20 protein-coding genes are annotated in these 23,775 nt (G+C 70.9%); 14 read left to right on the forward strand and 6 right to left on the reverse strand.

Features of this window, described 5'->3' with window-relative positions; translation table 11 throughout:
- Positions 1-6 precede the first annotated feature (6 nt).
- From ACX80N_RS02255 to purD, 3 genes are all read right to left on the reverse strand, one after another.
- Complete coding sequence (locus tag ACX80N_RS02255; protein WP_459338119.1) at positions 7-990, reverse strand: NHL repeat-containing protein; 984 nt, start codon at positions 988-990, stop codon at positions 7-9.
- A 344-nt stretch (positions 991-1,334) separates the two neighbouring features.
- Complete coding sequence (locus ACX80N_RS02260; protein ID WP_459338120.1) at positions 1,335-2,234, reverse strand: phosphoribosylaminoimidazolesuccinocarboxamide synthase; 900 nt, start codon at positions 2,232-2,234, stop codon at positions 1,335-1,337.
- A complete protein-coding gene (gene purD, locus ACX80N_RS02265; protein WP_459338121.1) occupies positions 2,231-3,520 on the reverse strand; it encodes a phosphoribosylamine--glycine ligase in 1,290 nt (429 codons plus the stop codon). Before purD ends, ACX80N_RS02260 begins: the two co-directional genes overlap by 4 nt.
- Positions 3,521-3,677: 157 nt before the next feature.
- Between purD and ACX80N_RS02270 the strand changes: the two genes are divergently transcribed.
- From ACX80N_RS02270 to purM, 9 genes are all read left to right on the forward strand, one after another.
- Positions 3,678-5,249 carry a molybdopterin-dependent oxidoreductase gene (locus tag ACX80N_RS02270; RefSeq protein WP_459338122.1) on the forward strand — a complete coding sequence of 524 codons (1,572 nt, stop codon included), beginning with the start codon at positions 3,678-3,680 and terminating at the stop codon, positions 5,247-5,249.
- A 179-nt stretch (positions 5,250-5,428) separates the two neighbouring features.
- Positions 5,429-6,433 carry an asparaginase gene (locus ACX80N_RS02275; RefSeq protein ID WP_459338123.1) on the forward strand — a complete coding sequence of 335 codons (1,005 nt, stop codon included), beginning with the start codon at positions 5,429-5,431 and terminating at the stop codon, positions 6,431-6,433.
- Positions 6,434-6,446: 13 nt separating this feature from the next.
- The gene (locus ACX80N_RS02280) at positions 6,447-6,812 is read left to right on the forward strand and encodes a sterol carrier family protein (RefSeq protein ID WP_459338124.1); all 366 of its coding nucleotides are present in this window, start codon (positions 6,447-6,449) and stop codon (positions 6,810-6,812) included.
- Entirely contained in the window at positions 6,809-8,377 is a 1,569-nt protein-coding gene (locus ACX80N_RS02285; RefSeq protein ID WP_459338125.1) for a DUF2079 domain-containing protein, read from the forward strand. The genes ACX80N_RS02280 and ACX80N_RS02285 overlap by 4 nt, the downstream gene beginning before the upstream one ends.
- A gap of 19 nt (positions 8,378-8,396) precedes the next feature.
- Positions 8,397-8,807: a hypothetical protein gene (locus tag ACX80N_RS02290; RefSeq protein WP_459338126.1), complete on the forward strand. Its 411-nt coding sequence runs from the start codon at positions 8,397-8,399 to the stop codon at positions 8,805-8,807.
- Positions 8,808-8,934: 127 nt separating this feature from the next.
- A complete protein-coding gene (locus tag ACX80N_RS02295; protein WP_459338127.1) occupies positions 8,935-9,108 on the forward strand; it encodes a DUF1059 domain-containing protein in 174 nt (57 codons plus the stop codon).
- A gap of 20 nt (positions 9,109-9,128) precedes the next feature.
- Entirely contained in the window at positions 9,129-10,277 is a 1,149-nt protein-coding gene (locus tag ACX80N_RS02300; protein WP_459338128.1) for an EAL domain-containing protein, read from the forward strand.
- Between the two features lie 69 nt (positions 10,278-10,346).
- A complete protein-coding gene (purF, locus tag ACX80N_RS02305; protein WP_105033176.1) occupies positions 10,347-11,906 on the forward strand; it encodes an amidophosphoribosyltransferase in 1,560 nt (519 codons plus the stop codon).
- Positions 11,903-13,015: a phosphoribosylformylglycinamidine cyclo-ligase gene (purM, locus tag ACX80N_RS02310; RefSeq protein ID WP_459338129.1), complete on the forward strand. Its 1,113-nt coding sequence runs from the start codon at positions 11,903-11,905 to the stop codon at positions 13,013-13,015. The genes purF and purM overlap by 4 nt, the downstream gene beginning before the upstream one ends.
- Before the next feature lie 61 nt (positions 13,016-13,076).
- Here purM and ACX80N_RS02315 read toward each other — a convergent pair whose 3' ends face one another.
- Both ACX80N_RS02315 and ACX80N_RS02320 read right to left on the reverse strand, forming a co-directional pair.
- A complete protein-coding gene (locus tag ACX80N_RS02315; RefSeq protein WP_459338130.1) occupies positions 13,077-16,115 on the reverse strand; it encodes an endo-1,4-beta-xylanase in 3,039 nt (1,012 codons plus the stop codon).
- Positions 16,116-16,146: 31 nt separating this feature from the next.
- Complete coding sequence (locus tag ACX80N_RS02320) at positions 16,147-17,295, reverse strand: endo-1,4-beta-xylanase (RefSeq protein WP_459338131.1); 1,149 nt, start codon at positions 17,293-17,295, stop codon at positions 16,147-16,149.
- Between the two features lie 173 nt (positions 17,296-17,468).
- Here ACX80N_RS02320 and ACX80N_RS02325 point away from each other — a divergent pair, with 173 nt between their 5' ends.
- The 4 genes from ACX80N_RS02325 (at position 17,469) to ACX80N_RS02340 (ending at position 22,144) form a co-directional block, all read left to right on the forward strand.
- Positions 17,469-18,494 carry a LacI family DNA-binding transcriptional regulator gene (locus tag ACX80N_RS02325; RefSeq protein ID WP_459338132.1) on the forward strand — a complete coding sequence of 342 codons (1,026 nt, stop codon included), beginning with the start codon at positions 17,469-17,471 and terminating at the stop codon, positions 18,492-18,494.
- Between the two features lie 121 nt (positions 18,495-18,615).
- Complete coding sequence (xylA, locus tag ACX80N_RS02330) at positions 18,616-19,806, forward strand: xylose isomerase (protein WP_459338133.1); 1,191 nt, start codon at positions 18,616-18,618, stop codon at positions 19,804-19,806.
- 3 nt (positions 19,807-19,809) lie between these two features.
- Positions 19,810-21,327 carry an FGGY family carbohydrate kinase gene (locus tag ACX80N_RS02335; RefSeq protein WP_459338134.1) on the forward strand — a complete coding sequence of 506 codons (1,518 nt, stop codon included), beginning with the start codon at positions 19,810-19,812 and terminating at the stop codon, positions 21,325-21,327.
- Positions 21,328-21,604: 277 nt separating this feature from the next.
- On the forward strand, positions 21,605-22,144 hold the full coding sequence (locus ACX80N_RS02340; RefSeq protein WP_459338135.1) for a hypothetical protein: 540 nt from the start codon (positions 21,605-21,607) through the stop codon (positions 22,142-22,144).
- Positions 22,145-22,196: 52 nt separating this feature from the next.
- Here ACX80N_RS02340 and ACX80N_RS02345 read toward each other — a convergent pair whose 3' ends face one another.
- On the reverse strand, positions 22,197-22,688 hold the full coding sequence (locus ACX80N_RS02345) for a MarR family winged helix-turn-helix transcriptional regulator (protein WP_459338136.1): 492 nt from the start codon (positions 22,686-22,688) through the stop codon (positions 22,197-22,199).
- Between the two features lie 101 nt (positions 22,689-22,789).
- Here ACX80N_RS02345 and ACX80N_RS02350 point away from each other — a divergent pair, with 101 nt between their 5' ends.
- Entirely contained in the window at positions 22,790-23,692 is a 903-nt protein-coding gene (locus ACX80N_RS02350) for an alcohol dehydrogenase catalytic domain-containing protein (protein WP_459338137.1), read from the forward strand.
- The last annotated feature ends 83 nt before the right edge of the window (positions 23,693-23,775 follow it).

Below are 23,775 nucleotides of genomic sequence, written 5' to 3' on the forward strand. Positions count from 1 at the left end.
CTGCCGTCAGCGTGCGGGAACCGTCACCACCTCGTACCCGTCCGGATCGACTGCCCCGAACTTCGCGTTGGCGAGCGCCAGGGTGTTGCCGAACAGCGCCACCGTGGTGGGGACGTCGAAGAGCGGACTGGTGATGACGTCCTCCACCTCGCCGCTGGTGAGGTCCTTCGACAGGTCGATCCTGCTGACCTGGTTGATCCTGTTCTGCACCGCGTACAGGGTGTCCCCCTTGGCAAGGATGCCGTCGACGTTGGGCAGCGCGCCCGTGGCGATGTCCGCGCTCCGGCCCGTCGTGGGGTCCACGGTGTAGAGGGCCTGGTTGGCCGAGTGGGCCACGATCAGCGTCCTGCCGCGATCCACCGAGGTGATGCCGTTGAGGTTGAATCCCGGCGTCACCGCTGCTGCAGGTCCCGACAGGGTGATCGTGGTCGGTGCGCCGAGCACCCCCTTCCGCCCCACAGGGATGAAGTAGAGCTCCGCGCTGCGTGAGTTGGTGAAGTAGGCGCCGTCCGGGGTGAGCGTAACGTCGTTGATGAAGGCGTCCCCGGTGGCCAGTCGGAAGTCCGCCACCTCGGCGCCGGTGCGGGTGTCGTAGACGTACGCGTGGCCCGTCGCTCCGCCCGAGACGAAGAGGAGGTCGTTGCGGATGTCGGCCTTGAGGCCGACGGCGGCCCTGCCCTCGGGTGCGTCGATGAACAGGGCTGCGGTGCCCTTCCGGATGTCACCGCGGAAGATGTCACCGCGGCCGAGATCACCGGCGTAGAACGTGGAGCCCCTCCCCTCCGCGACGCCCTCGGCCGACGAGGCGCCCGGAAGCGGGATGCTGGTGCCCTGGTGCCGCGAGGCGGACACCGGGGTCTGGGGCGACGGCGGTGCGGCGACCGCGCCGGCCGCCGGCAGCAGGAGGGCGCCCGCGGCGACGACGGCGACGACTGCGCGGGTCCGGGTAGGGGTACGGGATGATCGGCGGGTGTGCTGGATGGGATTCACTGTGCTCCTCGAAGGTTCGACGCCGGTCGTCGCCCTGAGGGTCCGCACGGCGCAGTGTCGGATCAAGCTGTGTCGGATCGAGCTGTATCGGATCGAGCTGGGCCGGGAGACGTGATCATTGTGAACGTCGGCCGCCTCCGGCCCGGGCACCGGCTGGAGCCGGGCCGAAACGATAACGATCCGTCCGCGGTCATCGTCCCCCGGACCACCGCAGCGGCCTGTCGCCCGCCGTCGTTCGTGGTTCCTGCCGCACGGAGAGGTGTGGAGCGCGTGACGGCGCACGAACGGCCGCCGCGCCGGATGAACCGGGAACGACGGCGAGCGCCGAGGCAGCCGAGGACGCGTCAGGCGAAGGTGCGGCCGGTCAGCCGCTCGTACGCCTCGATGTAGCGGGCGCGCGTGCGCTCGACGACGTCGTCGGGCAGCGCCGGCGGCTCCGACCGCCGGTCCCAGCCCGCGACGTCGGAGGTGAGCCAGTCGCGCACGAACTGCTTGTCGAACGAGGGCTGTGCCTGCCCGGGCGCGTAGAGCGCGGCGTCCCAGAAGCGCGAGGAGTCCGGCGTCAGGACCTCGTCGCCCAGCGTGATCCGGCCCGTCGCGGGGTCGAGGCCGAACTCCACCTTGGTGTCCGCGAGGATGATCCCGCGCTCCCGGGCAATGGCCTCGGCACGCGCGTAGATGTCCAGGGTGAGCGCGCGGAGCTGGGCCGCGGCGTCGTCGCCCACGGTCATGACGACGGCGTCGTAGGTGATGTTCTCGTCGTGCTCGCCCACCTCGGCCTTGGCCGAGGGCGTGAAGAGCGCGGGCTCCAGGCGGGATCCGTCCACGAGCCCCTCGGGCAGCGGCAGCGAGCAGACCGTCCGGGACGCCCGGTACTCGAGCAGCCCGCTGCCGGTGAGGTAGCCGCGGGCGATGCACTCGATCGGGTACATGACGAGGTTCCGGCAGATCATCGCCCGCCCCTCCACCTCGGCGGGTACGCCGCCCGCCACATCGGAGGCGATGACGTGGTTCGGGATGCCGGACAGACGCTCGAACCACCACAGGCTGAGCTGCGTCAGCACGCGCCCCTTGTCGGGGATGGCGGTGGCCAGGACGTGGTCGTAGGCGCTGATGCGGTCGCTGGCGACCACGAGCACGACGTCGTCGGACCCGTCCTCCCGCTCGTACAGGTCGCGGACCTTGCCCGAGTAGACGTGCCGCCAGCCCGGCAGCTCCGGGTGCGCCGGCGCGAAGCCGCTCATACCGACGCCGCCGGACCGGTGACGGCGACCTCGGCGCGGGAGGCCCGGAGGGCGATGTCCGAGCGGGACTGCCCGCCCTCGAGCTCGATCAGGGACAGGCCCTCGTAGGCCGTGGACCGCGCGTCCCCGAGGGAGTCCCCGAGGCCGACCACGGCGAGGACCCGCCCGCCGGAACTGACCACCTTGCCGTCCCGCAGCGCAGTACCGGCATGCAGTACGTGCGCGCCGTCCACCCTCGCGGCCTTCTTCAGGCCCCGGACGCGTCGTCCGGTCGCGGGGGCATCGGGATAGTTCTCGGACGCGAGGACGACGGCGACGGCCGTCTGCGGCGACCACATGAGCGGGTCGATCTGGTCGAGGGTGCCCTTGGCGGCCGCGAGCAGCACGCCTCCGAGGGGCGTCACCAGCCGGGCGAGGACGGCCTGGGTCTCGGGGTCGCCGAACCGTGCGTTGAACTCGATGACGCGCATCCCGCGCGAGGTGAGGGCGAGCCCCACGTAGAGGACCCCGGCGAAGGGTGTCCCGCGGTGGGCCATCTCGTCGACGACGGGCTGTGCCACGCGGGTGAGGACCTCCTCGACGAGCGTCGCCGGTACCCATTCCAGCGGCGAGTAGGCGCCCATGCCGCCGGTGTTCGGCCCCTGGTCGCCGTCGTGGATGCGCTTGAAGTCCTGGGCAGGTGCGAGCGGCACCACGGTGTGCCCGTCGGAGAGGACGAACAGCGAGACCTCGGGGCCGTCGAGGAATTCCTCGATCACCACGGTGCCGCCGGCCTCGAAGCACGCGGAGGCGTGGGCGCGGGCGGCGTCGAGGTCGTCGGTGACCACCACCCCCTTGCCCGCGGCGAGCCCGTCGTCCTTCACCACGTAGGGGGCGCCGAAGGTGCACAGCGCCTCGTTCGCCTCCTCATCGGTGGCGGCGACGCGTGCCATCGCGGTGGGCACGCCAGCGGCCGCCATGACCTGCTTGGCGAAGGCCTTCGACGCCTCGAGCTGGGCGGCGGCCTTCGTGGGGCCGAAGACGGGGATGCCGGCGTCGAGCAGCGAATCGGCGACGCCGGCCGCGAGCGGGGCCTCGGGGCCGACGACCACGAGGTCGGAGCCGAGTGTGCGGGCGAGGTCGGTGACGACGGCGGGATCGTTGGCGTCGACGTCGTGCACGGGGACGTCCTCGGCGATGCCCGCGTTACCGGGAGCGGCGTGCACCTCCCGGACGAAGGGGTCGGCCAGCAGGGCCCGGACGATGGCGTGTTCGCGGCCCCCGGGGCCCAGCACAAGAACCTTCACAGTAGGACAGCGTACTGGAGGGGGCGGTGCCGACCCAGACTCCTGCGTCCGTTCGATGTCACATGAAGGACCCGTCGGCGCCGCAGGAACACCCGGCCGGCATCCGGTCCTGGCGCCCGCTACCCATACCCCCTCCGTGCCTCTCCGAATACTTGCCATGAGCAACTCCACCCAGCCCCGCCGCGGTACGTCCCTCCTCGCCGCCCTGGCCGGGATCGTCGCGGCAGGCGTGGTGCTCGGGATCGCCGAACTCGCCGGTGCCTTCTTCCGCGCCAGTGCCACCCCGGTGGTCGCGATGGGCTCCACCTTCATCGACTTCACCCCGCCGTGGATGAAGGATTTCGCGATCGACACGTTCGGCACCAACGACAAGCTGGCCCTGCTGGTCGGCATGGCCGTCACCATCGCGCTCCTGGCCGCCGTCCTCGGCGTCGTGGCCTTCCGGAGGTGGGTCCTCGGCGCGGCCGGCGTCCTGCTCATGGGTGCCATCATCCTGGCCTGCGTCCTGACCCGCGCCGGTGCCTCCGTGGCGGATGCGCTGCCGACCGTCGCCGGCACCGCTGCGGGCCTGTTCGCACTCCGCTGGCTCACCAGGCGCCTGCGGTCCGCCGTCGCAGATCCCGGCGCCGAGCCGGCACTCGTCGAGAGCCGGCCGCACACCCCCTCGCGTCGCGGGTTCTTCGCGGCCGCGGGCGTGACCGCCGTCGTCGCCGCGGCGGCCGCGGGTGGCGGGCGCCTCCTCGCCGGTGCCCGCAACAACGTGGCCGCGGTGCGCAGCGGCCTGCAGTTCCCCGCTCCGGCCAGCCCTGCGCCGGCCCTTCCTGCCGGCGTGCAGTCCCCCGTCGCGGGCGTGACACCCTTCGTCACCCCGAACGGGGACTTCTACCGCATCGACACCGCGCTCAGCGTCCCGCAGCTCAGCACCGAGGACTGGGTCCTGCGCGTGCACGGCATGGTGGAGGAGGAGTTCGAGCTCTCGTACCAGGACCTCCTCGACGCGGACCTGATCGAACGCCATGTCACCCTCACGTGCGTCTCCAACCCGGTGGGCGGGGACCTCGCCGGCAACGCGAAGTGGCTCGGCTATCCGCTGCGCGAGGTCCTCGCCCGGGCCAGGCCCCTCGACGGGGCGGACATGGTGCTGTCCACGAGCTCGGACGGCTTCAGCGCCTCCACCCCCCTGCCCCTGCTGCAGGACGACCGCGACGCCATCCTCGCCATCGCCATGAACGGGGAACCGCTGCCCGTGGAACACGGGTTCCCCGTCCGCATGGTGGTGCCCGGGCTCTACGGCTACGTGTCCGCCACCAAGTGGGTGGTGGACCTCGAGGTGACCCGCTTCGCGGATCGGACGGCGTACTGGACGGACCGCGGCTGGGCCGAGCAGGGACCCATCAAGACGATGGCCCGCGTCGAGGTCCCGAAGCCCTTCGCGACGCTCGACGCCGGCTTGGTCGGGATCGGCGGCGTCGCCTGGTCCCAGCAGCGGGGCATCACCGAGGTGGAGGTCTCCGTCGACGGCGGTGACTGGGAGTCCGTCACGCTTGCCGCCGAGGCGTCCGTGGACACCTGGCGCCAGTGGTCGCACCAGCTGACCCTCGAACCCGGACCTCACACCCTCCGCGCGCGGGCGACCGACGGCGTCGACGGCCTGCAGACCGATGAGCGTGCGGATACCGTCCCGGACGGGGCCTCCGGCTGGCAGACCGTGCAGTTCAGCGTGAAATAGCGCGTCCCGAGCCTGGAGTGACGACGCTCCCCCAGGTCTGCGCCCACCGGATGTCCGTTCCCTCCGGTGGGCGCAGTTGCGCCGGCTCACCGCCCGGGCGGGACGGTCCCTCCGGCGAGGGGCCGGCCGGACCCGTGCTGCGCCCGAAGGCGGCACCCCGAGTAGGGAATACTGGACGCATGCCCTCCACCTTCACTACGGCCGACGCCGTGGACTTCGCGGTCCTCGAACGCAACGGCTTCATCGAGTCCCGCCACGTGGGTGCCGCCGTCGTGCTCGCCGCCGACGGCTCCGTCGTGACCGAACTCGGCGACATCACCAGCCCGGTCTTCCCGCGCTCCACCCTCAAGCCGTTCCAGGCGCTCGCCAGCATGAAGGCCGGCGTGCCGCTGCGCGGCCCGCAGGTGGCCCTGGCCGCCGCCAGCCACGTGGCCGGCATCGAGCACATGGACGTGGTGCGCACGATGCTCGACGCCGCCGGCGTCACCGAGGAGCACCTCCAGTGCCCCGAGGACTGGCCGCAGGACGAGGAGGCCCGCAACGGTCTCGTGCGCAGCGGAAAGGGCAAGCAGCGCATCGCGTTCAACTGCTCGGGCAAGCACGCCGCCTTCCTGTGGGCCTGCACGGAGAACGGCTGGGACACCGCCACGTACCTCGAGCCCACGCATCCGCTGCAGCGCTCGGTGGCCTCGGTCATCGAGGAGTACACGGAGGAATCGGTGGCGGCCTGGGGCGTGGACGGCTGCGGCGCCCCCGTGGCCGCCGTCTCGCTGACAGGCCTCGCGCGCGGCATCGGCAGGATCGCCAAGGCGCCGTCGGACAAGCACGCCGACGCCCGCGCCGCGACGATCGCCACCGCGATGCTCGACTACCCATGGGCGGTGCACGGCAACGGCATGGAGAACTCGGTGGTCATGGAGGACCTCGGGATCCTCGCCAAGAGCGGCGCGGAGGGTGTCCTCGTCCTGGGCGCGCCCACCGGGGCATCCCTGGCCCTGAAGGTCCTGGACGGCAATTCCCGGGCGGCGACCCTCGTGGGCCTGACCCTCTTCGCAGCCTCCGGCGCGATCGACGCGGAGAAGGTGGGCGCGGTCCTCGAGAAGGTCGTCCCACCGATCCTCGGCGGCGGACGTCCCGTCGGCAGCCTGCGGCTCGCCGCGCCCGTCATGGCGCTGCTCGACTAGGACCGGCGGCACCATGGCACGACGACGCATCACCCCCGAGGACGGGCACCGGGCACTGCATCGGGTGGCCGACGGCTCGGCCGTCCGCGCGGACCTCGCGACCGCCGTCCGCTTCACCCTCGAGGAGCTCGCCGAGCTGGCCCCCGGCAACAGCGTGGAGGTGCGGGTGCCGCCCTTCGGCGTGACCCAGTGCGTCGAGGGCCCGCGCCACACGCGAGGTACTCCCCCGAACGTCGTCGAGACGGATGCCGCCACCTGGCTCGCCCTGATCACGGGCACGACGGACTGGCCCGCGGCGGTCGCGGCGGGCAGGGTCGCGGCGTCGGGCCAGCGCGCGGACCTCAGCGCCTGGCTCCCCCTGTTCGGGCGTACCGCGTGACCACCGACCGGTCCCTGGGCACGAGACGAACGGGCGGCCCCGGAACAGGATCGACCGCGGCACCGACGGCAGTACCCGCGCCGCCACCGACGGAAGCACCGGCCCCGCGCCCGACCGCGCCACCGACGACCGAGCCCGCGCACGGGACCGACTCCTCCCGCGGGCAGTCCCTGCCCCGTCGCGCCCTCGCAGCAGTACGCCGCCAGCCCGCCGCCGCGTGGCTGACCGGGCTCGCCGCGGCCGCCCTCTACACGGTCTTCTCCGTCACCCAGTGGAACCAGCTCGGCTCGCCGTCCTGGGACCTCGGGATCTTCACGCAGCTCGCGAAGGCGTATGCCGGTCTCGGCGCCCCGATCGTGCCCATCAAGGGCGAGGGCTTCAACCTGCTCGGCGACCACTTCCACCCGTTACTGGTGCTGCTCGCGCCCGCCTACGCCATCGCGCCGTCGGGCCTGACCCTGCTGATCGTGCAGAACCTCCTCTTCGGGCTCTCGGTGGCCGTGGTCACCCGCGCGGGGACACGGCTGATCGGGACGGTCGCGGGCATAGCCGTCGGGACCGCCTACGCCCTCTCCTGGGGCCTGCAGTCGGCGGTCGCCGCCCAGTTCCACGAGATCGCCTTCGCCGTCCCCCTCCTGGCCCTCAGCCTCGAGGCCGTGCTGCGGCGGCGTGTGGTGCCCGCCGTCGTGTGGGGCGGGCTGCTCGTCTTCGTCAAGGAGGACCTCGGGCTGACCGTCCTGGCCCTCGGACTGGTGATCGCCTGGCGGCTGCGCACGGTCGTCGGGCTGTGGTTGGCCGCATGGGGCGCGCTGTGGCTGATCCTCTCGGTCCGCCTGATCCTGCCCGCGCTCAACGCCGCGGGCCAGTACGACTACTCCGACCGGATCGACGTCGGTGCGATGCTCGGCGACCCCGCGGGTGCCGTCGCCGGCCTCCTCACCGGCACGGCGAAGTACCAGACGCTGCTGTTGCTGCTGCTCGCCGGTGGCCTCCTGTTCCTCCGCTCCCCGCTCGGCCTCGTCCTGCTGCCCACCCTCCTGTGGCGGTTCGCCTCGAGCGAGGAGTGGTACTGGGGTCCCGACTGGCACTACAGCGCGGTCCTCATGCCCGTGCTCTTCCTCGCCCTGATCGACGGCGTGCAGCACCTCAGGAGGAGCCCCCGCGCCTGGCTCCGCGGCACCGCGCCGGCAGGTGTCGCCGCCGCCGTCGTCGCGTGCCTCGTGCTGCTGCCGGCCCAGAAGTTCGCCGTCCTCGCCGAACCGGAGACCTACCGGCAGTCCGAGCGCTGGGACGCCGCCCACCGCATGATGGACCTCATCCCCGCCGGTGCCACCGTGGAGAGCGGCGTGGTGCTCATGGCCTACCTCGTCCCCGAGGCACGCGTGTACTGGCTCGGCAACACGAACCCGGCGCCCGAGTACCTGATCGTCGACGCCGACGACTGGAGCTGGGGCGCCACCCGTCCGGGCGACGCCGAAGCCCACGCCGAGCAGCACTATCCGGGGACCGACTACACGCTCGTGTTCAGCGAGGCGGGCTACCAGCTCGTCGAGCAGCGACGCTGACGCCCGGTAGCCTTAAACCATGACCTCCGAGCCGTCCAGCAGCACCCCCGAGCAGCCGAACAGCACCCCCGACACCCGCGGCGCAGTACCGGCGGACGGGCAGCCCACCCCCGCGGACAGGATCGAGCCCGTCCGTGACGCAGCTCCCCCCGCGCCCGCCTCCCGTGAGGTGACCATCCGCCGGGCGCCGAAGTTCGTCCCCTTCATGCTGCTGGGGGCGCTCGCCGGCTTCCTCGTGGCGCTCGTGGTCGCCTACACGGGGCCGGAGGATCCCACCCTCACGCGCGAGTCGATCCTCGGTTTCTTCACGGTCGCGTTCGCCCTGCCCGGCCTTCTGCTCGCCGCCCTGCTGGTGCTCGTCATCGACCGGCGCAGCATCAGGCGCGCCGAGCGCGCCCGCGCCGAGCGGACGTACGACGACGGCGCCTGAGCAGCTCCCGGCCTCCCGCCGGGAGACGCGTCGCCAGGAACGCTAACGGTGTGTCCCCGCCGGGCGATAGTAGGCAGCGGTGTCCGACAGGACAGCAGACCGTTCGGCCAGGGAAGAGGGACACACCATGAAGGCTTTCGCCTGCGGAGACGTCGTGCCGGGCTGCGACGCCCGCTGGGTCTGCAGCACCGATGACGAGATCCTCGCCGCCGTCGGTGCACATGCCGCATCCGCCCACGGACTGATCGACATCACGCCCGAACTCGTCGGCGCGGTCCGCGGCAGCATCGTCGCTGCCTGATCCTGCTGCATCCTCCCGCCGTGCCGGCCGCGCACCAGCACCAGCACCAGCACCACGGCCTACCCGGGGCCGCGGAGCTGGCCCGTGCCTGCACCGGCGAGGGCATGGCCTCCTGGTACCAGCCGATCATCGACACGGCACGCGGCACCGTGGTGGGCTACGAGGCGCTCGCGCGGTTCCCCGGCTACACGGAGAAGAACCCGGAGGTGTGGTTCGCGGCCGCGCAGCATGCCGGGCGTGCCGCCGACCTCGAGGCTGCCGCCCTGCGCAGCGCGTTCGCCCACCGCGGGACCCTGCCCGCGAATTGCTTCCTCACCGTCAACGTGTCCCCCCACCTGCTTCCGTCGCCCGTCGTGCAGGCCGTCTGGGCCGACCAGGGGCACCTGGGCGGGGTGATCGTGGAACTGACCGAGCAGACGCCGATCGACTCGTACCTCGAACTGGAGCCGTTCCTCCACGCCCTGCGCGCCGCGGGGGCGTTGATCGCGGTCGACGACGCCGGATCCGGGTACGCCGGCCTGCAGCACCTGCTCACGCTGCGGCCCTCCCTGATCAAGCTGGACCGTGAGCTGGTCCGCGATGTCGACGTCGACGAGGCCAAACGCGCCCTGATCGAGATGCTCGGGCTGTTCGCGAGCAGGGTGGACGCCTGGATCCTCGCGGAGGGCATCGAGAGGGTCGAGGAACTCGACACCCTCGCCGCCCTGGGGGTCCCGCTCGTCCAGGGCTACCTGCTGGGGCGCCCGGCGCCGCCCTGGCAGGCGCTCGACCTCGATGTCGCGCTGCGCCTCTCGGCCCGCTCCCCCACCTCGCAGGCCTCCACCGTGCGCGGCGTCGTCGAACCGGTGGCCACCGCGGCATCACCGCGCGCCGCGGCGGCGCTCTTCGCGGCCAAGCCGTTCCTCACCGACGTCGTGCTCCTCGACAATCGCAGGCCCGTGGCCGTCCTGTCCGGGGAGGAGGCACGCCTGGGGGTCGTGACCGCCGGACTCGTGGTGAATGTGGACACCCCCGTGGACGAGGCGCTGCAACGATCGATCACGCGGGACAGGAGCACCCGGTTCGCCCCGCTGCTCGTCACCGACAACGCGGGCCGCTTCGTGGGCATCGCGCGCCTGGAACGTCTGATCGGGCGGCTCGCAGGCAACCCGCCCGCCCCGTCCGCCTGACCGATGGCAACCCGGCCGGGGCTCCGGACCGGCGCGGGCGGCGTCCGCACACCGTGAGAGAATGGCCGCATGGTGCGCGGTGACGGACAACTCTCCCACGATCTTCTTCCCGGCGAGAAGGGACCACAGGATGCCTGCGGTGTCTTCGGCGTCTGGGCGCCCGGCGAGGAGGTGGCCAAACTCGCCTACTACGGTCTGTACGCCCTGCAGCACCGCGGCCAGGAATCGGCGGGCATCGCCACGAGCGACGGCCGTCGCATCAACGTCTACAAGGACATGGGCCTGGTGTCCCAGGTCTTTGACGAGTCCACGCTGAACACGCTGGCTGGCCATATCGCCGTCGGCCACTGCCGGTACTCCACCACCGGCTCCTCGCACTGGGCCAACGCTCAGCCCACGCTCGGCGCCACCGCCGCCGGCACCGTGGCCCTCGCCCACAACGGCAATCTCACCAACTCCGCCGAGCTCTACCAGATGGTCCTCGCCCGCCACGGCAAGCCCCGCGCCGGGGAGCTCGCGCAGGGCAACACCACCGACACCGCCCTCGTCACCGCGCTCCTCGGCGGTGACGACGACCGTTCGCTCGAGCAGACGGCCCTGGAACTGCTGCCGAGCATCCGCGGCGCCTTCTGCTTCGTCTTCATGGACGAGGGCACGCTCTACGCCGCACGCGACCCCTACGGCGTGCGCCCCCTCGTCCTCGGCCGCCTCGAGCGCGGGTGGGTGGTCGCCTCGGAGCAGGCGGCCCTTGCAACGGTCGGCGCGAGCTACATCCGGGAGATCGAGCCCGGCGAGTTCATCGCCATCGACGAGGACGGCGTGCGCAGCAGCCGCTTCGCCCCGCCGAGCCCTGCAGGCTGCGTCTTCGAGTACGTGTACCTGGCCCGGCCCGACGCCGCGATCGCCGGGCGCTCCGTGTACGAGGCGCGCGTGGAGATGGGACGGCAGCTGGCCCGCGAGAATTCGGCCGCGGCGGACATCGTGATCCCGGTCCCGGAGTCCGGCACCCCCGCCGCCGTGGGCTTCGCGGAGGAGTCCGGCATCCCCTTCGCCCACGGCTTCGTGAAGAACGCGTACGTGGGCCGTACGTTCATCCAGCCCAGCCAGACGCTGCGGCAGCTCGGCATCCGCCTCAAGCTCAACGCCCTCGAGTCAGTGATCCGCGGCAAGCGCATCATCGTGGTCGACGACTCCATCGTCCGCGGCAACACGCAGCGCGCCGTCGTGCGGATGCTGCGTGAGGCCGGGGCCGCCGAGGTGCACGTCAAGATCTCCTCGCCGCCGGTGCGCTGGCCCTGCTTCTACGGCATCGACTTCGCGTCCCGCGCGGAGCTGATCGCCAACGGTGCCGCGATCGACGAGATCAGCAAGTCCATCGGCGCCGACAGCCTCGCGTACATCTCCGAGGACGGCATGATCGACGCGACGCAGCAGCCCCGCGAGCGCCTGTGCACGGCCTGCTTCACCGGGAAGTACCCCATCGAACTGCCCGACACCGACCGTCTGGGCAAGAACCTCCTCGAGCGGCTCGACCCCGCGGATAAGGCGGGAGCCACGGGATGCGATCCCGGCCCCGATGCCGAGTTCGAAGCCGTCCTGACTGCCGAAGACAAGAAAGAGCGGGTATGAGCGTGTCCGGTCCCATCACGTACGCCAGCGCAGGAGTGGACGTCGAGGCGGGTGACCGCGCCGTCGAGCTCATGAAGGACGCCGTGCGCGCGACGCACGGCGAGCAGGTCATCGGCGGGGTGGGCGGCTTCGCCGGGCTCTTCGACGTCTCACGCCTGCTCACCTACACGCGGCCGCTGCTGGCGACGTCGACCGACGGCGTGGGCACCAAGGTGGCGATCGCGCAGGCCATGGACATCCACGACACCATCGGCTTCGACCTCGTGGGCATGGTGGTCGACGACATCGTGGTGGTCGGCGCGGAGCCGCTGTTCATGACGGACTACATCGCGTGCGGGAAGGTGGTCCCGGAGCGCATCGCGGACATCGTCCGCGGCATCGCGGCAGGCTGCTCGGCCGCCGGCACGGCCCTCGTGGGCGGAGAGACGGCGGAGCACCCGGGCCTGCTCGGCGAGCAAGAGTACGACGTCGCCGGCGCCGCCACGGGCGTGGTCGAGGCCGACCGCGTGCTCGGCCCCGAGCGCGTCCGCGCGGGCGACGTCGTGATCGCGATGGCGTCCTCGGGCCTCCACTCCAACGGCTACTCCCTGGTGCGCCGCGTCATCAACCAGGCCGGCTGGGCGCTGGACCGGCAGGTGTCCGAACTCGGGCGCACGCTCGGCGAGGAACTCCTCGAGCCCACACGCATCTACGCCGCGGACTGCCTCGCGCTGACCCGCGACGACGCCGCCCAGGTGCACGGCTTCAGCCACGTCACCGGGGGCGGGCTCGCGGCGAACCTCGCCCGCGTGCTGCCCCGCGGGCTCGAGGCCACCGTGGACCGCTCCACCTGGGAACTCCCGCCCGTCTTCACGCTCGTCGCGCAGCTCGGGAACGTCCCGCTGCCGGATCTCGAGCGGACACTGAACCTCGGAGTGGGCATGGTCGCGATCGTCGGTGCCTCCGGCGCAGACGCCGCCCTCGCCCACCTCACCGCGGCGGGCGTGCCCTCCTGGGTGATGGGCAGCGTGCAGGCCGCGGGCACCGGGGCCACCGACGGACCCGACTACGTGCAGGGCGCCAAGGGCGTGGACGGCGGATCGGTGCGGCTGCTCGGCGCCTACGCCTGACCGGTACGACGAAGCCCCTGCCCTCCGAGGAGGACAGGGGCTTCGTCGTGCCGGGGAACGGTCAGGGCTTCCCGGGCTGCTTGCGCGTCACGACGACGTCGAACGAGCTGGTGCGGGTGTTGCCCGCCTCGTCCGTCGCTGTGCAGGTGACCGTCGTGACACCGACGACGAAGCGCGAGCCCGGTGCAGGGTCGCAGGTCAGTGGCACCACGCCGTCGAGGGTGTCGATGGCCGACGGCAGCGTGTACTTCACCTTCGCGCCGCTCGCACCGTTGGAGACGGTCCGGACGTCGGACTGGTCGGCGATCCGCGGTGCCAGCACATCGGCCGGCCGGGCGGGCAGCCGGGCCGGGTCGACGATGCCCCAGTAGGCGGGGGTGACCTGCAGGTCGTCGTCGAAGGGCAGCGGCTGCTCCCAGGGCCGGGCCATCGGCCACGTCCGCAGCCAGGTGCGGGCATTGCTGATGCCCCAGAACGTCACCGAGTCGACGGACTCGTTGTGCTCACGCAGCATCGCGAACAGGTCCCGGTAGTAGTAGCCCACCTCGTCCGCCGCGTCCTCGTCGTCCTCGAAGGCAGGGCTGTACGGATCCTGCGGGGCACCGCTGACGTCGGCGCCCTGGTTCTCCGTGGAGGCGTTCACGTCGAGTTCGGTGATGGCCTGCAGGAGGTCGGGGTTCAGGCGCTCCACCGCCACGATGGAGTCCTCGAGCCACTCCACCGGCCGGGCGACGTCGACGTGGGCCTGGTGCCCCACGCCGTCGATCGGCACGTTCCGCGCCTCGAGCGCGCTGATCAGCGAGAGGTAGTCGGTCCGCTTCTCCGGCATCTCCGTGTTGTAGTCGTTGATGAACAGGGCCGCGTCCGGGAAGTAGCGGTCCGCCAGGCGGAAGGCCTCGTCCACGAATCCCTCGCCGAGCACCTGGAACCACCGGCTGTCCCGCATGTCGTGTGGATTGGCGGTGTCGCCGTCGGCGATGACCTCGTTGACCACGTCCCACGCCCAGATGGGGCTGTTCCCGTCGGGGTAGCGTGCGTCGATGTGGTCGGCGATGCCCTTGATGTGGGCCTCCATGCGCGCCTTCAGCAGTGCCTGGTCGGCGGGGCTGTTCGTCAGGTCGCGGGTGCCGTCCTTGAAGAACCACGCCGGTGTCTGCGAGTGCCACGCGAGGACGTGCCCGTACACCTCGATGCCGTTGGCGTCGGCGAAGTCGAGCAGCTGGTCCAGTTGGGCGAAGGAGAACTGGCCTTCGACCGGCTGGACGCTCTCGGGCTTGCCCGCGTTCTCGGGGGTGAAGGCGTTGTAGTGCTTGCGGACGAGGTCCGCTGCCGTGCCCACCGTCTCCCGGGCATCGATGGCAACGCCGACGTGCTCGATCCCGTCCGCCCCGAGGACGTCCTTGAGCCCGGGGACATCGGTCTGGATGGGCTTCTCGCCGAACGGGGCGAGGCTGAAGTCGTCGAGGAGGAAGTCGACGCCCACGGGGCCCTCGACGTAGACCTGGACCTTGTCGGCGGCCGCCCCGAGGGTGTAGGTGCCCTTCAGCTGCGTCCAGCCGTCGGCGGTGACGGATGCCGCGGCACCGGCCACGCCCTCGTACGCACTCGCGCCGCCGTTGTCGCGCTGCACGGACACCTTGAGGGAGGCGGGTGACTGGCCCGGAGCGAGCTTCGCCCAGACCGACACCTCCATCGCCGACCCCACGGGGAGTCCGGCGGTGACGTCGAGGGCCGCGCCGTGCCAGGGCTGGGTGCGGCCCGTGACGAGCAGGCTGCCGGTCCCGGTCCGGGCGTCGCTGCCGGCGCCGACCTGCACGCCGTCACCCCGGGGCGTCCAGCCGTCGGTGCCGGTCTCGAAGCCGCTGGTGATCCCGGTCGTCTGCCCGATGCCTGCACCACCGCTCGGGAGCGTGAAGGTCCAGCCCTCGGCCAGCTTCTCGGTCACCACCGTCGTCACGGCCTTGACCGTGGCGGCCCGGTCGCCGCCGCCGTCGTGCGCGAGCACCACCGCGCCGGGCGTGAAGGCCTTGCGGAGGTTCTCCGTCAGGGTGGCCTCGCCGAGGTCGTTGCCGTCCCAGTCGAAGATGACGTTGCCGAGGCCCAGCGGCTGCATGCCGAGGGCCGCCGCCACCTCACCCGTGATTCCCCAGCTGCCGTTCGGCGCCCGGAAGTACGGCACCTGCAGCATGGGATCGCCCGCGGCGGCACGGATGATGCGGAGGTTCTCCTTCAGGTCCGCCTCGACCTGCGCCTGCGTCCACGAGCCCATGTCCGCGTAGGACGTGCCGTGGTTGCACAGCGTGTGCCCTTCGGCGACGATGCGGCGGAGCAGGTCCGCACCGCCGTCCGCCTGCACGTTCTGCCCGATGACGCAGAAGGTCGCCGTGATGCCCCTGGATTTCAGGAGGTCGAGGACCGCGGCGGTCTCGCCGGGGTTGGGGCCGTCGTCGAAGGTGAGGGCGACGACGTTCCCGGTGCCGCGGGCCGTGGCGAGGGGCGTGGTGGTGGGGTCGGTGGCCCCGCCGGGGATGAAGGCCGGGTCCGGGGTGGGCTGCCAGGTCCCGCCGTCGCCCGGCCCGGCGGTACCGGTGATCACGACGTCGTCCACGAGGTAGTCGTAGGGGGCACCGAGGTCTCCTGTCCCGAGGTAGACGCGCAGCGTGGCCGGGTCGGCACCGGCAGGGGCATTGAACGTGCCGCTCACCGTGGTCCACGCGTCGGCCGAGACCGTGGTGTTGCCCACCCAGCTGTAGGCGGGCTCGACGACGAAGCGTGCCGACGTCGTCGTGCCGGCGGCGGCGGACAGCTTCACCTGCGCGGAGAACGAATAGGTGCCACCCGCCTGCAGGAGGTTGGCCGGCGTCTTCACGCCGTCGTAGTCATTGGTCCTGCCCTTCACCAGCAGGGCCTTGTCGCCGTCGGCGTCGACCACCGACAGGGTGGCCCCTCCGTTCTGGACCAGCGGCCCGAAGGCGCCGTCCTCGAAGTCCTCGGTGAGGAGCACTGCTGGCTCCTCGGCGTTCGCCGGTAGCGCCAGGGCGCCGGCCCCGGCCACCAGGCCGAAAGCCGTGGCGCCCGCGATCAGACAACGTCGTCTCATGGTTCTTCCTGTTCTGTCGTCGATCATCGGGTCAGCGGTTTCCGCGCCCGGGGGACGCCTGCTCCAGGGTGTCCTGGAGCGCGTAGTAGGCGGGCTTGCGGGTGAAGTCGTTCCCCATGACGGTCGCCTCGCCCTCGCCGCTGAAGAACACGGGCACCCAGGAGTACTTGTCGGTGAAGCCCCAGATGGTGAAGGAGTTGCACTCCTCGACAGCGACGCAGGCCTCGAGGGCCCGCTGGTAGTAGCTCGCCTGCGTCGCGAGCTGGGCTTCGGTGGGCGACGTTCCCGCGGCCACGTCCATGCGTACGTCGATCTCGGTGATCGCCGTCTCGAGACCGAGGTCGTCGAAGCGCTGCAGGTTCGCCTGCAGGTCACCCGGGAACCCGTAACGGGTGCTGAGGTGGCCCTGGATGGCGAAGCCGTCCACCGGCACGCCCTGGGCCTGCAGCCGTGGGATCAGTTCGAGGTAGGCGTTGCTCTTCGCGTTGATGCTCTCCACGCCGTAGTCGTTGAAGAACAGCTTGGCCTTCGGGTCCGCCTCGTGTGCCCAGCGGAACGCATCGGCGATGATGTCGGGGCCGAGTTCGCGGATCCAGATGTTGTCGGTGGTGCGCAGCGTGCCGTTGTCGTTGAAGATCTCGTTGGCGACGTCCCACTGCTGGATCCTGCCGGCGTAGCGGCCCACCACGGTCTGGATGTGGTCCTTGAGGATGGCGCGCAGCTCGTCCTTGGTGAAGTCGCCCTCCTCGAGCCAGGCCGGGTTCTGGCTGTGCCAGAACAGGGTATGGCCGCGGACCACCTGCTTGTTCTGCCGTGCGAACTCCACGATCGCGTCCATCTCCGCGAAGCGGTAGGTGCCCTGCTCCGGGTGGACGAATTCCCATTTGAGCTGGTTTTCGGGTGAGACGGAGCTGAACTCGGCCGCGAGACGCTTCCGGTATTCCTGGTCGAAGGTGAAGGGGTCGGGGTAGGGCTGTGTCTCGTGATGGCCGCCGCCCGCGACGGCCGTGCCGATCTCGAGGTCCCTCGGGGCCACCCAGCGCAGGGTGTCCTTCCTGTCGATCCCCTTCTCGATCCCCGGGGCGCGGGACGGTTGGGACGCTGCGTGGGCGGGAACAGCCACGGGAAGGATCATCGCGGTTGCGAGGACTGCGGCGGCGAGGGATGAACGAACCTGCATGAGCTCTCCTTTGAGGTACCTGAGGTGCGGAGACCGAAACTCCGATCAAGAATTTCCGGAAGTTTCCGGAAATGCCGTTGCTGTAGGTTAGGAACATCACGCCCGGAAGGTCAAGGGGCGAATTCCGCTCCGGGGATGCAGTACTGCAGCGTCGGTGCCCCGAGGAGGACGACGTGCAGGACAGCGCCCAGCCGGCAGTGACGATTTCCGCCATCGCCTCCGCGGCCGGCGTGTCCGTCCCCACCGTGTCCCGCGTCCTCAACGGCAGGTCCGATGTCGCACCCGCGACGCGCGAGCGGGTGGAGGCGCTGCTGCGCGAGTACGGCTACCGGCGCCGCGGGACCGCGGCGCCCGCCCCGTCGGGACTCGTGGACCTCGTGTTCAACGATCTCGACAGCCCCTGGGCGGTCGAGATCATCCGGGGGGTCGAGGACGCCCTCAACGCGGAGGGTCTGTCCGTGGTGGTGTCCGCCATCCACCGGCGCGGTGGCACCGATTCCACGCGCAAGTGGCTGGACACGCTGGCGGACAGGGCGAGCGACGGCGCCATCCTGGTCACCACCGACCTCGACTCCTTCCTGCACGCGGAGCTTCAGCGCCTTCATCTCCCGGTGATCGTGATCGACCCCGCCGGCGTCCCGGACCTCGAGGTGCCCACCATCGGGGCGACGAACTGGACGGGCGCCGTGACCGCCACCGAGCACCTGATCCAGCAGAACCACCGGCGCATCGGCTTCGTGGCCGGACGGCCGGGCCTCTGGTGCAGTCGCGCACGCCTCGACGGCTACCGAGCGGGCCTCGACGCGGCCGGCCTCCCCTTCGACCCCGCGCTCGTGATCACCGGCGACTTCGACTACGCCTCCGGCTTCGCCGCGGGCGTGCAGCTCCTGGAACGGGAGGATCGCCCGAGTGCGATCTTCGCGGCGAGCGACCAGATGGCCCTCGGCGTCTACGAGGCGGCGCGCCAGCAGGGCATGCGCATCCCCGACGACCTCAGCGTGATCGGCTTCGACGACCTGCCCGAGGCGTCCTGGGCCTCCCCACCCCTGACGACGGTGCGTCAGCCGCTGTCCGAGATGGGGATGCTCGCGGCGCGCACGCTCGTGCGGCTGATGCGCGGTGAGGCGGTGGAGAGTCCGCGCATCGAGCTCTCCACGAAACTCGTCCCCCGCTCGAGCGTCCGGGCCCTGGGTCTCTGAGCGGATCTCCCCGCACTCCTTCCATCGGGGGCGCAAGAACTATTTTGCGGCTTGACTCTGCCCGCAAACCTAATATGTTTGTAACGGCAACATATTGATCACACACCCCCTGGAGCACTCAATGACGATCGAGCCCACCCGTGACGACAAATTCTCCTTCGGACTCTGGACGGTGGGCTGGGAGGCCCAGGACCAGTTCGGCTCCGCGACCCGCGCGCCCCTCGACGTGGTCGAGGCCGTCAATCGCCTGAGCGACCTCGGCGCCTACGGCCTCACCTTCCACGACGACGACCTCTTCCCCTTCGGCTGCTCCGCGGCGGAACGGCAGGCGCAGATCGACCGGCTGAAGGGCGCCCTCGAATCGACCGGCCTGATCGTCCCGATGGTCACCACGAACCTGTTCAGCCACCCCGTCTTCAAGGACGGCGGCTTCACCAGCAACGACCGCGGCGTCCGCCGCTTCGCCCTGCGCAAGGTGCTGGACAACATCGATCTCGCCGCCGAACTCGGCGCGCAGACCTTCGTCATGTGGGGCGGACGCGAAGGCAGCGAGTACGACGCCGCCAAGGACATCCGCGGCGCCCTCGAGCGGTACCGCGAAGCCGTGAACCTGCTCGGCGACTACGTCACCGACAAGGGCTACGACATCCGCTTCGCCATCGAGCCGAAGCCCAACGAGCCCCGCGGCGATATCCTCCTGCCCACGCTGGGACACGCGATGGCCTTCATCGAGACGCTCGAGCGCCCCGAACTGGTCGGCATCAATCCGGAGACCGGACACGAGCAGATGGCCGGACTGAACTTCACGCACGGTATCGCGCAGGCCCTCTACCAGGGCAAGCTGTTCCACATCGACCTCAACGGCCAGCGGAGCATCAAGTTCGACCAGGACCTCGTGTTCGGTCACGGTGACCTGCAGAACGCCTTCTCGCTCGTCGACCTCCTGGAGAACGGCGGCCCGGCCGGAGGCCCGGCCTACGACGGCCCCCGCCACTTCGACTACAAGCCGAGCCGCACGGAGGACATGGACGGCGTATGGGACTCGGCGTCCGCCAACATGCAGACCTACCTCCTGCTCAAGGAGCGCGCAGCCGCCTTCCGTGCGGACCCCGAGGTACAGGCCGCACTCGAGGCCTCGCGCGTCTCCGAGATCAACGAGCCCACGCTCAACGAGGGCGAGGGCTACGAGGCCCTTCGCGCGGACCGCTCCTCCTACGAGGACTTCGACGCCGACGCCTACTACAACGGCAAGGGCTTCGGGTTCGTGAAGCTGCAGCAGCTCTTCATCGAGCACCTGCTCGGGGCCCGCTGACCCATGGCCCTGGTCACGGGCGTCGACTCCTCGACGCAGAGCTGCAAGGTCGTCGTCGTCGACACCCGGACCGGCGCCGAGGCGCGTACGGGCCGGGCCTCCCACCCCGACGGCACGGAGGTGGACCCGGCGGGGTGGTGGCAGGCCCTGCTCGCCGCCCTGGAAGCCGGCGACGGCCTCGGGGACGACGTCGACGCCCTCTCGATCGCGGGCCAGCAGCACGGGATGGTGCTGCTGGGCCGCGACGGCCGCGTCCTGCGGGATGCACTGCTGTGGAACGACACCCGGTCCGCAGCCGCCGCACAGGACCTGATCGCCGAGCTCGGCGTCGACGATCTCGTGACCCGGACCGGGTCCGCCCCCGTGGCGTCCTTCACGGGGACGAAGGTGCGATGGGTGCGCGACGCCGAGCCCGACGTCGTCCCGGCCATCGCCGCCGTCGCACTCCCCCACGACTGGCTGACCTGGCGACTGCGCGGCTTCGGGCCCGAGGGCGAGTCGCCCCTCGGCCCGGTGCTCGAGGAACTGGTCACCGACCGCTCGGATGCGAGCGGCACCGGGTACTGGAGCCCGGCGGGTAACGGGTACGACCTCGACCTGTTCGAGCGGATGCTCGGCCGTCCAGCCCGGGAGGCGCGTGGCCAGGGGGTGAGCGGAGGAGATCCGGAGGCGGTGGTCCTCCCGCGCGTGCTGCCGGCGGACGCCACCGCCGGCGTCGTGCACGCCTCCTTCCTCGCGTCGGATCACCGTATCCTCCTCGGCGCCGGCGCCGGCGACAACGCCGGCGCGGCACTGGGCCTCGGCACGGAGGAGGGCGACGTCGTCGTGTCGCTGGGCACCAGCGGCACGGTCTTCGCCGTCGCCGCCGACCCCGTGGCCGACGCGTCGGGCACCGTGGCGGGCTTCGCCGACGCGAGCGGACTGTTCCTCCCCCTCGTGGCGACGCTGAACGCCGCGCGTGTCCTGTCCTCTGTGGCGGGCATGCTGGGGGTGGACCACGACGGCTTCGCGGAGCTGGCCCGGGCTGCCGCACCCGGCGCGGGCGGCGTCGTCCTCGTCCCGTACTTCGAGGGGGAGCGCACACCGAACCTGCCGACGGCCAAGGCGAGCTTCCACAACCTCAGCATCGCCTCGGGCACGCGCGAGAACCTGGCGCGGGCGGCGATCGAGGGGATGCTCTGCGGGCTCGCCGACGCCCTGGATGCGGTGCGCGCGGCCGGAGTCCTGCCGCGGCACCTGCTGCTGATCGGCGGTGCCGCGCAGAACGCGGCGGTGCAGGACGTCGCCGCGCAGGTGTTCGACCTGCCGGTGCGCATCCCAGCGCCCGGCGAGTACGTGGCCCGGGGTGCAGCCGTCCAGGCCGCATGGGCACTGACGGGCTCCAGGCCGCTCTGGTCCGTGGAGACCGTGGAGGACCGCGCCGTCGACCACCGACCGGTCATCCGCGAGCAGTACCGGACGGCCGTGGGATCGCTCCGGTTCCAGGCCTCGACCTCGGGAGGAATGATGCCCGGGATGTGATGACTCGGGGGTGAACGCATCTCGACGGTCTGAGTGCACTTCATAAATTCGGTGGGACCGGCGAGGGTCTCGCACTCCGCTGGGCGGTGATCTGGTTGACTTGGGGCATTGCTGTCCGCAGGGGATCGCATGAAGGGGGACATAGATCGTGGACATGACATCTGCTCTGAAGGGGTGCGCGCTGGCAGCAGCTGTACTCGTAGGTGCTGCAACGGCTGCAGTAGCGGCGCCGGTTGCACCCAATCCGGACTTCGTCCCCTTCGATCAGGCGACCATCGTGGACCCCGCCAGTGTCACTCCGGGGAAGGGAGGGCTGCTCACTGCGGACGGGACCAACCTGTGTGCCATCAACCCCTATGGCATCGCTTACCCCGATGGCACGTATCCCTGTTTCGCCGGCTTCACCAATTTCGGGATTCCCGGCTCCCGCTATCCGATCGATCCGCCCGTCCTGGTGCCTTTCGATCAGGCCACCATCGTCGATCCGAAGACCGTGACGATCGTCCCGGGCGGCGTCATCACCGCCGATGGGGCCGATCTCTGCACGGACGACCCTGGCAGCATCGTGTTCCCTGACGGCCGCTACCCCTGCTACATCGGCTTCGTCCAGACCTACGGCGTGAATCCGACACCGGAGGACGGCATCTACGAGACCCCACAGGTAGCCCAGCTACCGGTCGGTGGCGCCGATACCGGTGTTTCGGATGTCGGCCGCAGCGACACGACCACCGGAGCCATGCTGGGCGCCGGCCTGCTCGGCATGGGAATGCTCGCCGCGGGCACCATGCTCGGGCTGCGGACCCGACGTCACCCCTAGAACCGAATCTCCGCGACCCGCCTCGGGGACCGCCAGGGGGTTCCGGGGCTTCCTAGCGGGTTGATCGAGGCGGCAGCAGGCTGACGCACTCACCTCGGAGCGGTGTGAGAATCGCTTCGGCGAGGTCCTCCAGCTGCTCGAGCTGCCTGTCATCGAGAAGCCCGAACACCCGGGCGCGGACTTCCGCTACATAGCCGGGCTCCACCTCGGCCAGAAGAAGCGCCCCCGCCTGCGTCAGCCTGGCCAGGGTCTTCCGCGCGTCCGAGGGATCCGCGCTGCGGGTTAGGAGGCCTCGTTTCTCCAACCGGCCGACGATCCGCGACAGGTGTGACGGCGTCACGCTCGCGGTGGCAGCAAGGCGACTCATGTGGATCTCACGAGCCTCGCTGAGCGACAGACAGCGCAGCACCCCGTACTCGGCGTGGCTGAGGTCCGCGGATCGCTCCAGGTAGGCATCCAGCTCCGCGGGCAGCCACATCATCACGCCCACCAGCAGTGACCAGGTCCGGTCCTGCTGCGGTGGGAGGCGATCTGCTGCGGACATGATCCCATCGTACTGGTACTTGCCGCGGAAACGACTTCGGGCTAGCGTTACTTTCCGCAGCAAGTACTGACTGCATCGTGCCTCCAGAAAGCAGAATCTCCATGCGCGCTGTCCGTTTCCACTCGTACGGTACCCCCGACGTTCTCGTCGTCGAGGACGCCCCCGAACCTCATGCGGGTGGGGGTTCGGTCCGGATCAGGGTGCATGCCACCAGCGTGAACCCGATCGACGTCCTCCTGCGCGCCGGCCATCTCGTGCAGTTCCTGCCGCTGCCCCTGCCCGCCATCCCGGGCCGGGACGCTGTCGGCGTCGTGGACGAGGTCGGCCCGGATGTGACGGACACACAGGTGGGTGACGTCGTGTTCGGCCTGGGCGGGATCAGCGATACCACGGCAGAGTTCGCAGTGCTGACCGCCTGGAGCAGCGTCCCTCCGGGCTGGTCGACGGCCGAGGCTGCCGCAGCAGGGCTCGCGTCCGCCACCGCGGCGGGTGCTCTTGAAGCACTGGGCGACCTGGACGGCCGGACACTCCTCATCGAAGGCGCTTCAGGCGCCGTGGGCAGCGCCGCCGCAGCATTCGCCCTCGCCGCCGGAGCCACCGTCATCGGCACAGGACGCGAGAGCAATCACCCGTACCTCGAGGCACTCGGCGTTCTCCCCACGGTGTACGGTCCGGGGCTGGCCGAGCGCGTCGGCATCCTCGCGCCCCGCGGTGTGGATGCAGCCCTGCATTCCGCCCCCTCCAGCTCGCTGCCGGACCTGCTGGGCATCGTCGGCGACCCCTCGCGGGTCGTCACCGTCATCGACGACCAGGGAGCTGCGCGCCTCGGTCTCAGGAAGATCGACGCCCGCAACGATTCGACCCTCCTGCGGTACGCAGCTGCGCTGGGGCAGGAAGGGCTCTACACGCCCCGCGTCGACCATGAGCTGTCCCTGGTGGACATCGTCAAAGCACATACCCTCGCCGAAGAGGGCAGTGGCAAGGTGGTCATCACACAGCCCTGATCTCCGGTCCACAGACCGAACCCCCGACGGGCCTCATCCGTCGGCGAGGCCCCTGGGACGTCATTCGGACTGCTTCGGACGCC

Source organism: Arthrobacter sp. MDT2-16 (genome assembly GCF_054510925.1).

Bases quoted from the DNA above. Each gene is read 5' to 3' on its own strand.
- ACX80N_RS02260 (WP_459338120.1), bottom strand. From the start codon at position 2,234: ATGAGCGGCTTCGCGCCGGCGCACCCGGAGCTGCCGGGCTGGCGGCAC.
- ACX80N_RS02270 (WP_459338122.1), top strand. From the start codon at position 3,678: ATGAGCAACTCCACCCAGCCCCGCCGCGGTACGTCCCTCCTCGCCGCC.
- ACX80N_RS02275 (WP_459338123.1), top strand. From the start codon at position 5,429: ATGCCCTCCACCTTCACTACGGCCGACGCCGTGGACTTCGCGGTCCTC.
- ACX80N_RS02280 (WP_459338124.1), top strand. From the start codon at position 6,447: ATGGCACGACGACGCATCACCCCCGAGGACGGGCACCGGGCACTGCAT.
- ACX80N_RS02290 (WP_459338126.1), top strand. From the start codon at position 8,397: ATGACCTCCGAGCCGTCCAGCAGCACCCCCGAGCAGCCGAACAGCACC.
- ACX80N_RS02295 (WP_459338127.1), top strand. From the start codon at position 8,935: ATGAAGGCTTTCGCCTGCGGAGACGTCGTGCCGGGCTGCGACGCCCGC.
- purF (WP_105033176.1), top strand. From the start codon at position 10,347: ATGGTGCGCGGTGACGGACAACTCTCCCACGATCTTCTTCCCGGCGAG.
- purM (WP_459338129.1), top strand. From the start codon at position 11,903: ATGAGCGTGTCCGGTCCCATCACGTACGCCAGCGCAGGAGTGGACGTC.
- ACX80N_RS02315 (WP_459338130.1), bottom strand. From the start codon at position 16,115: ATGAGACGACGTTGTCTGATCGCGGGCGCCACGGCTTTCGGCCTGGTG.
- ACX80N_RS02320 (WP_459338131.1), bottom strand. From the start codon at position 17,295: ATGCAGGTTCGTTCATCCCTCGCCGCCGCAGTCCTCGCAACCGCGATG.
- xylA (WP_459338133.1), top strand. From the start codon at position 18,616: ATGACGATCGAGCCCACCCGTGACGACAAATTCTCCTTCGGACTCTGG.
- ACX80N_RS02335 (WP_459338134.1), top strand. From the start codon at position 19,810: ATGGCCCTGGTCACGGGCGTCGACTCCTCGACGCAGAGCTGCAAGGTC.
- ACX80N_RS02345 (WP_459338136.1), bottom strand. From the start codon at position 22,688: ATGTCCGCAGCAGATCGCCTCCCACCGCAGCAGGACCGGACCTGGTCA.
- ACX80N_RS02350 (WP_459338137.1), top strand. From the start codon at position 22,790: ATGCGCGCTGTCCGTTTCCACTCGTACGGTACCCCCGACGTTCTCGTC.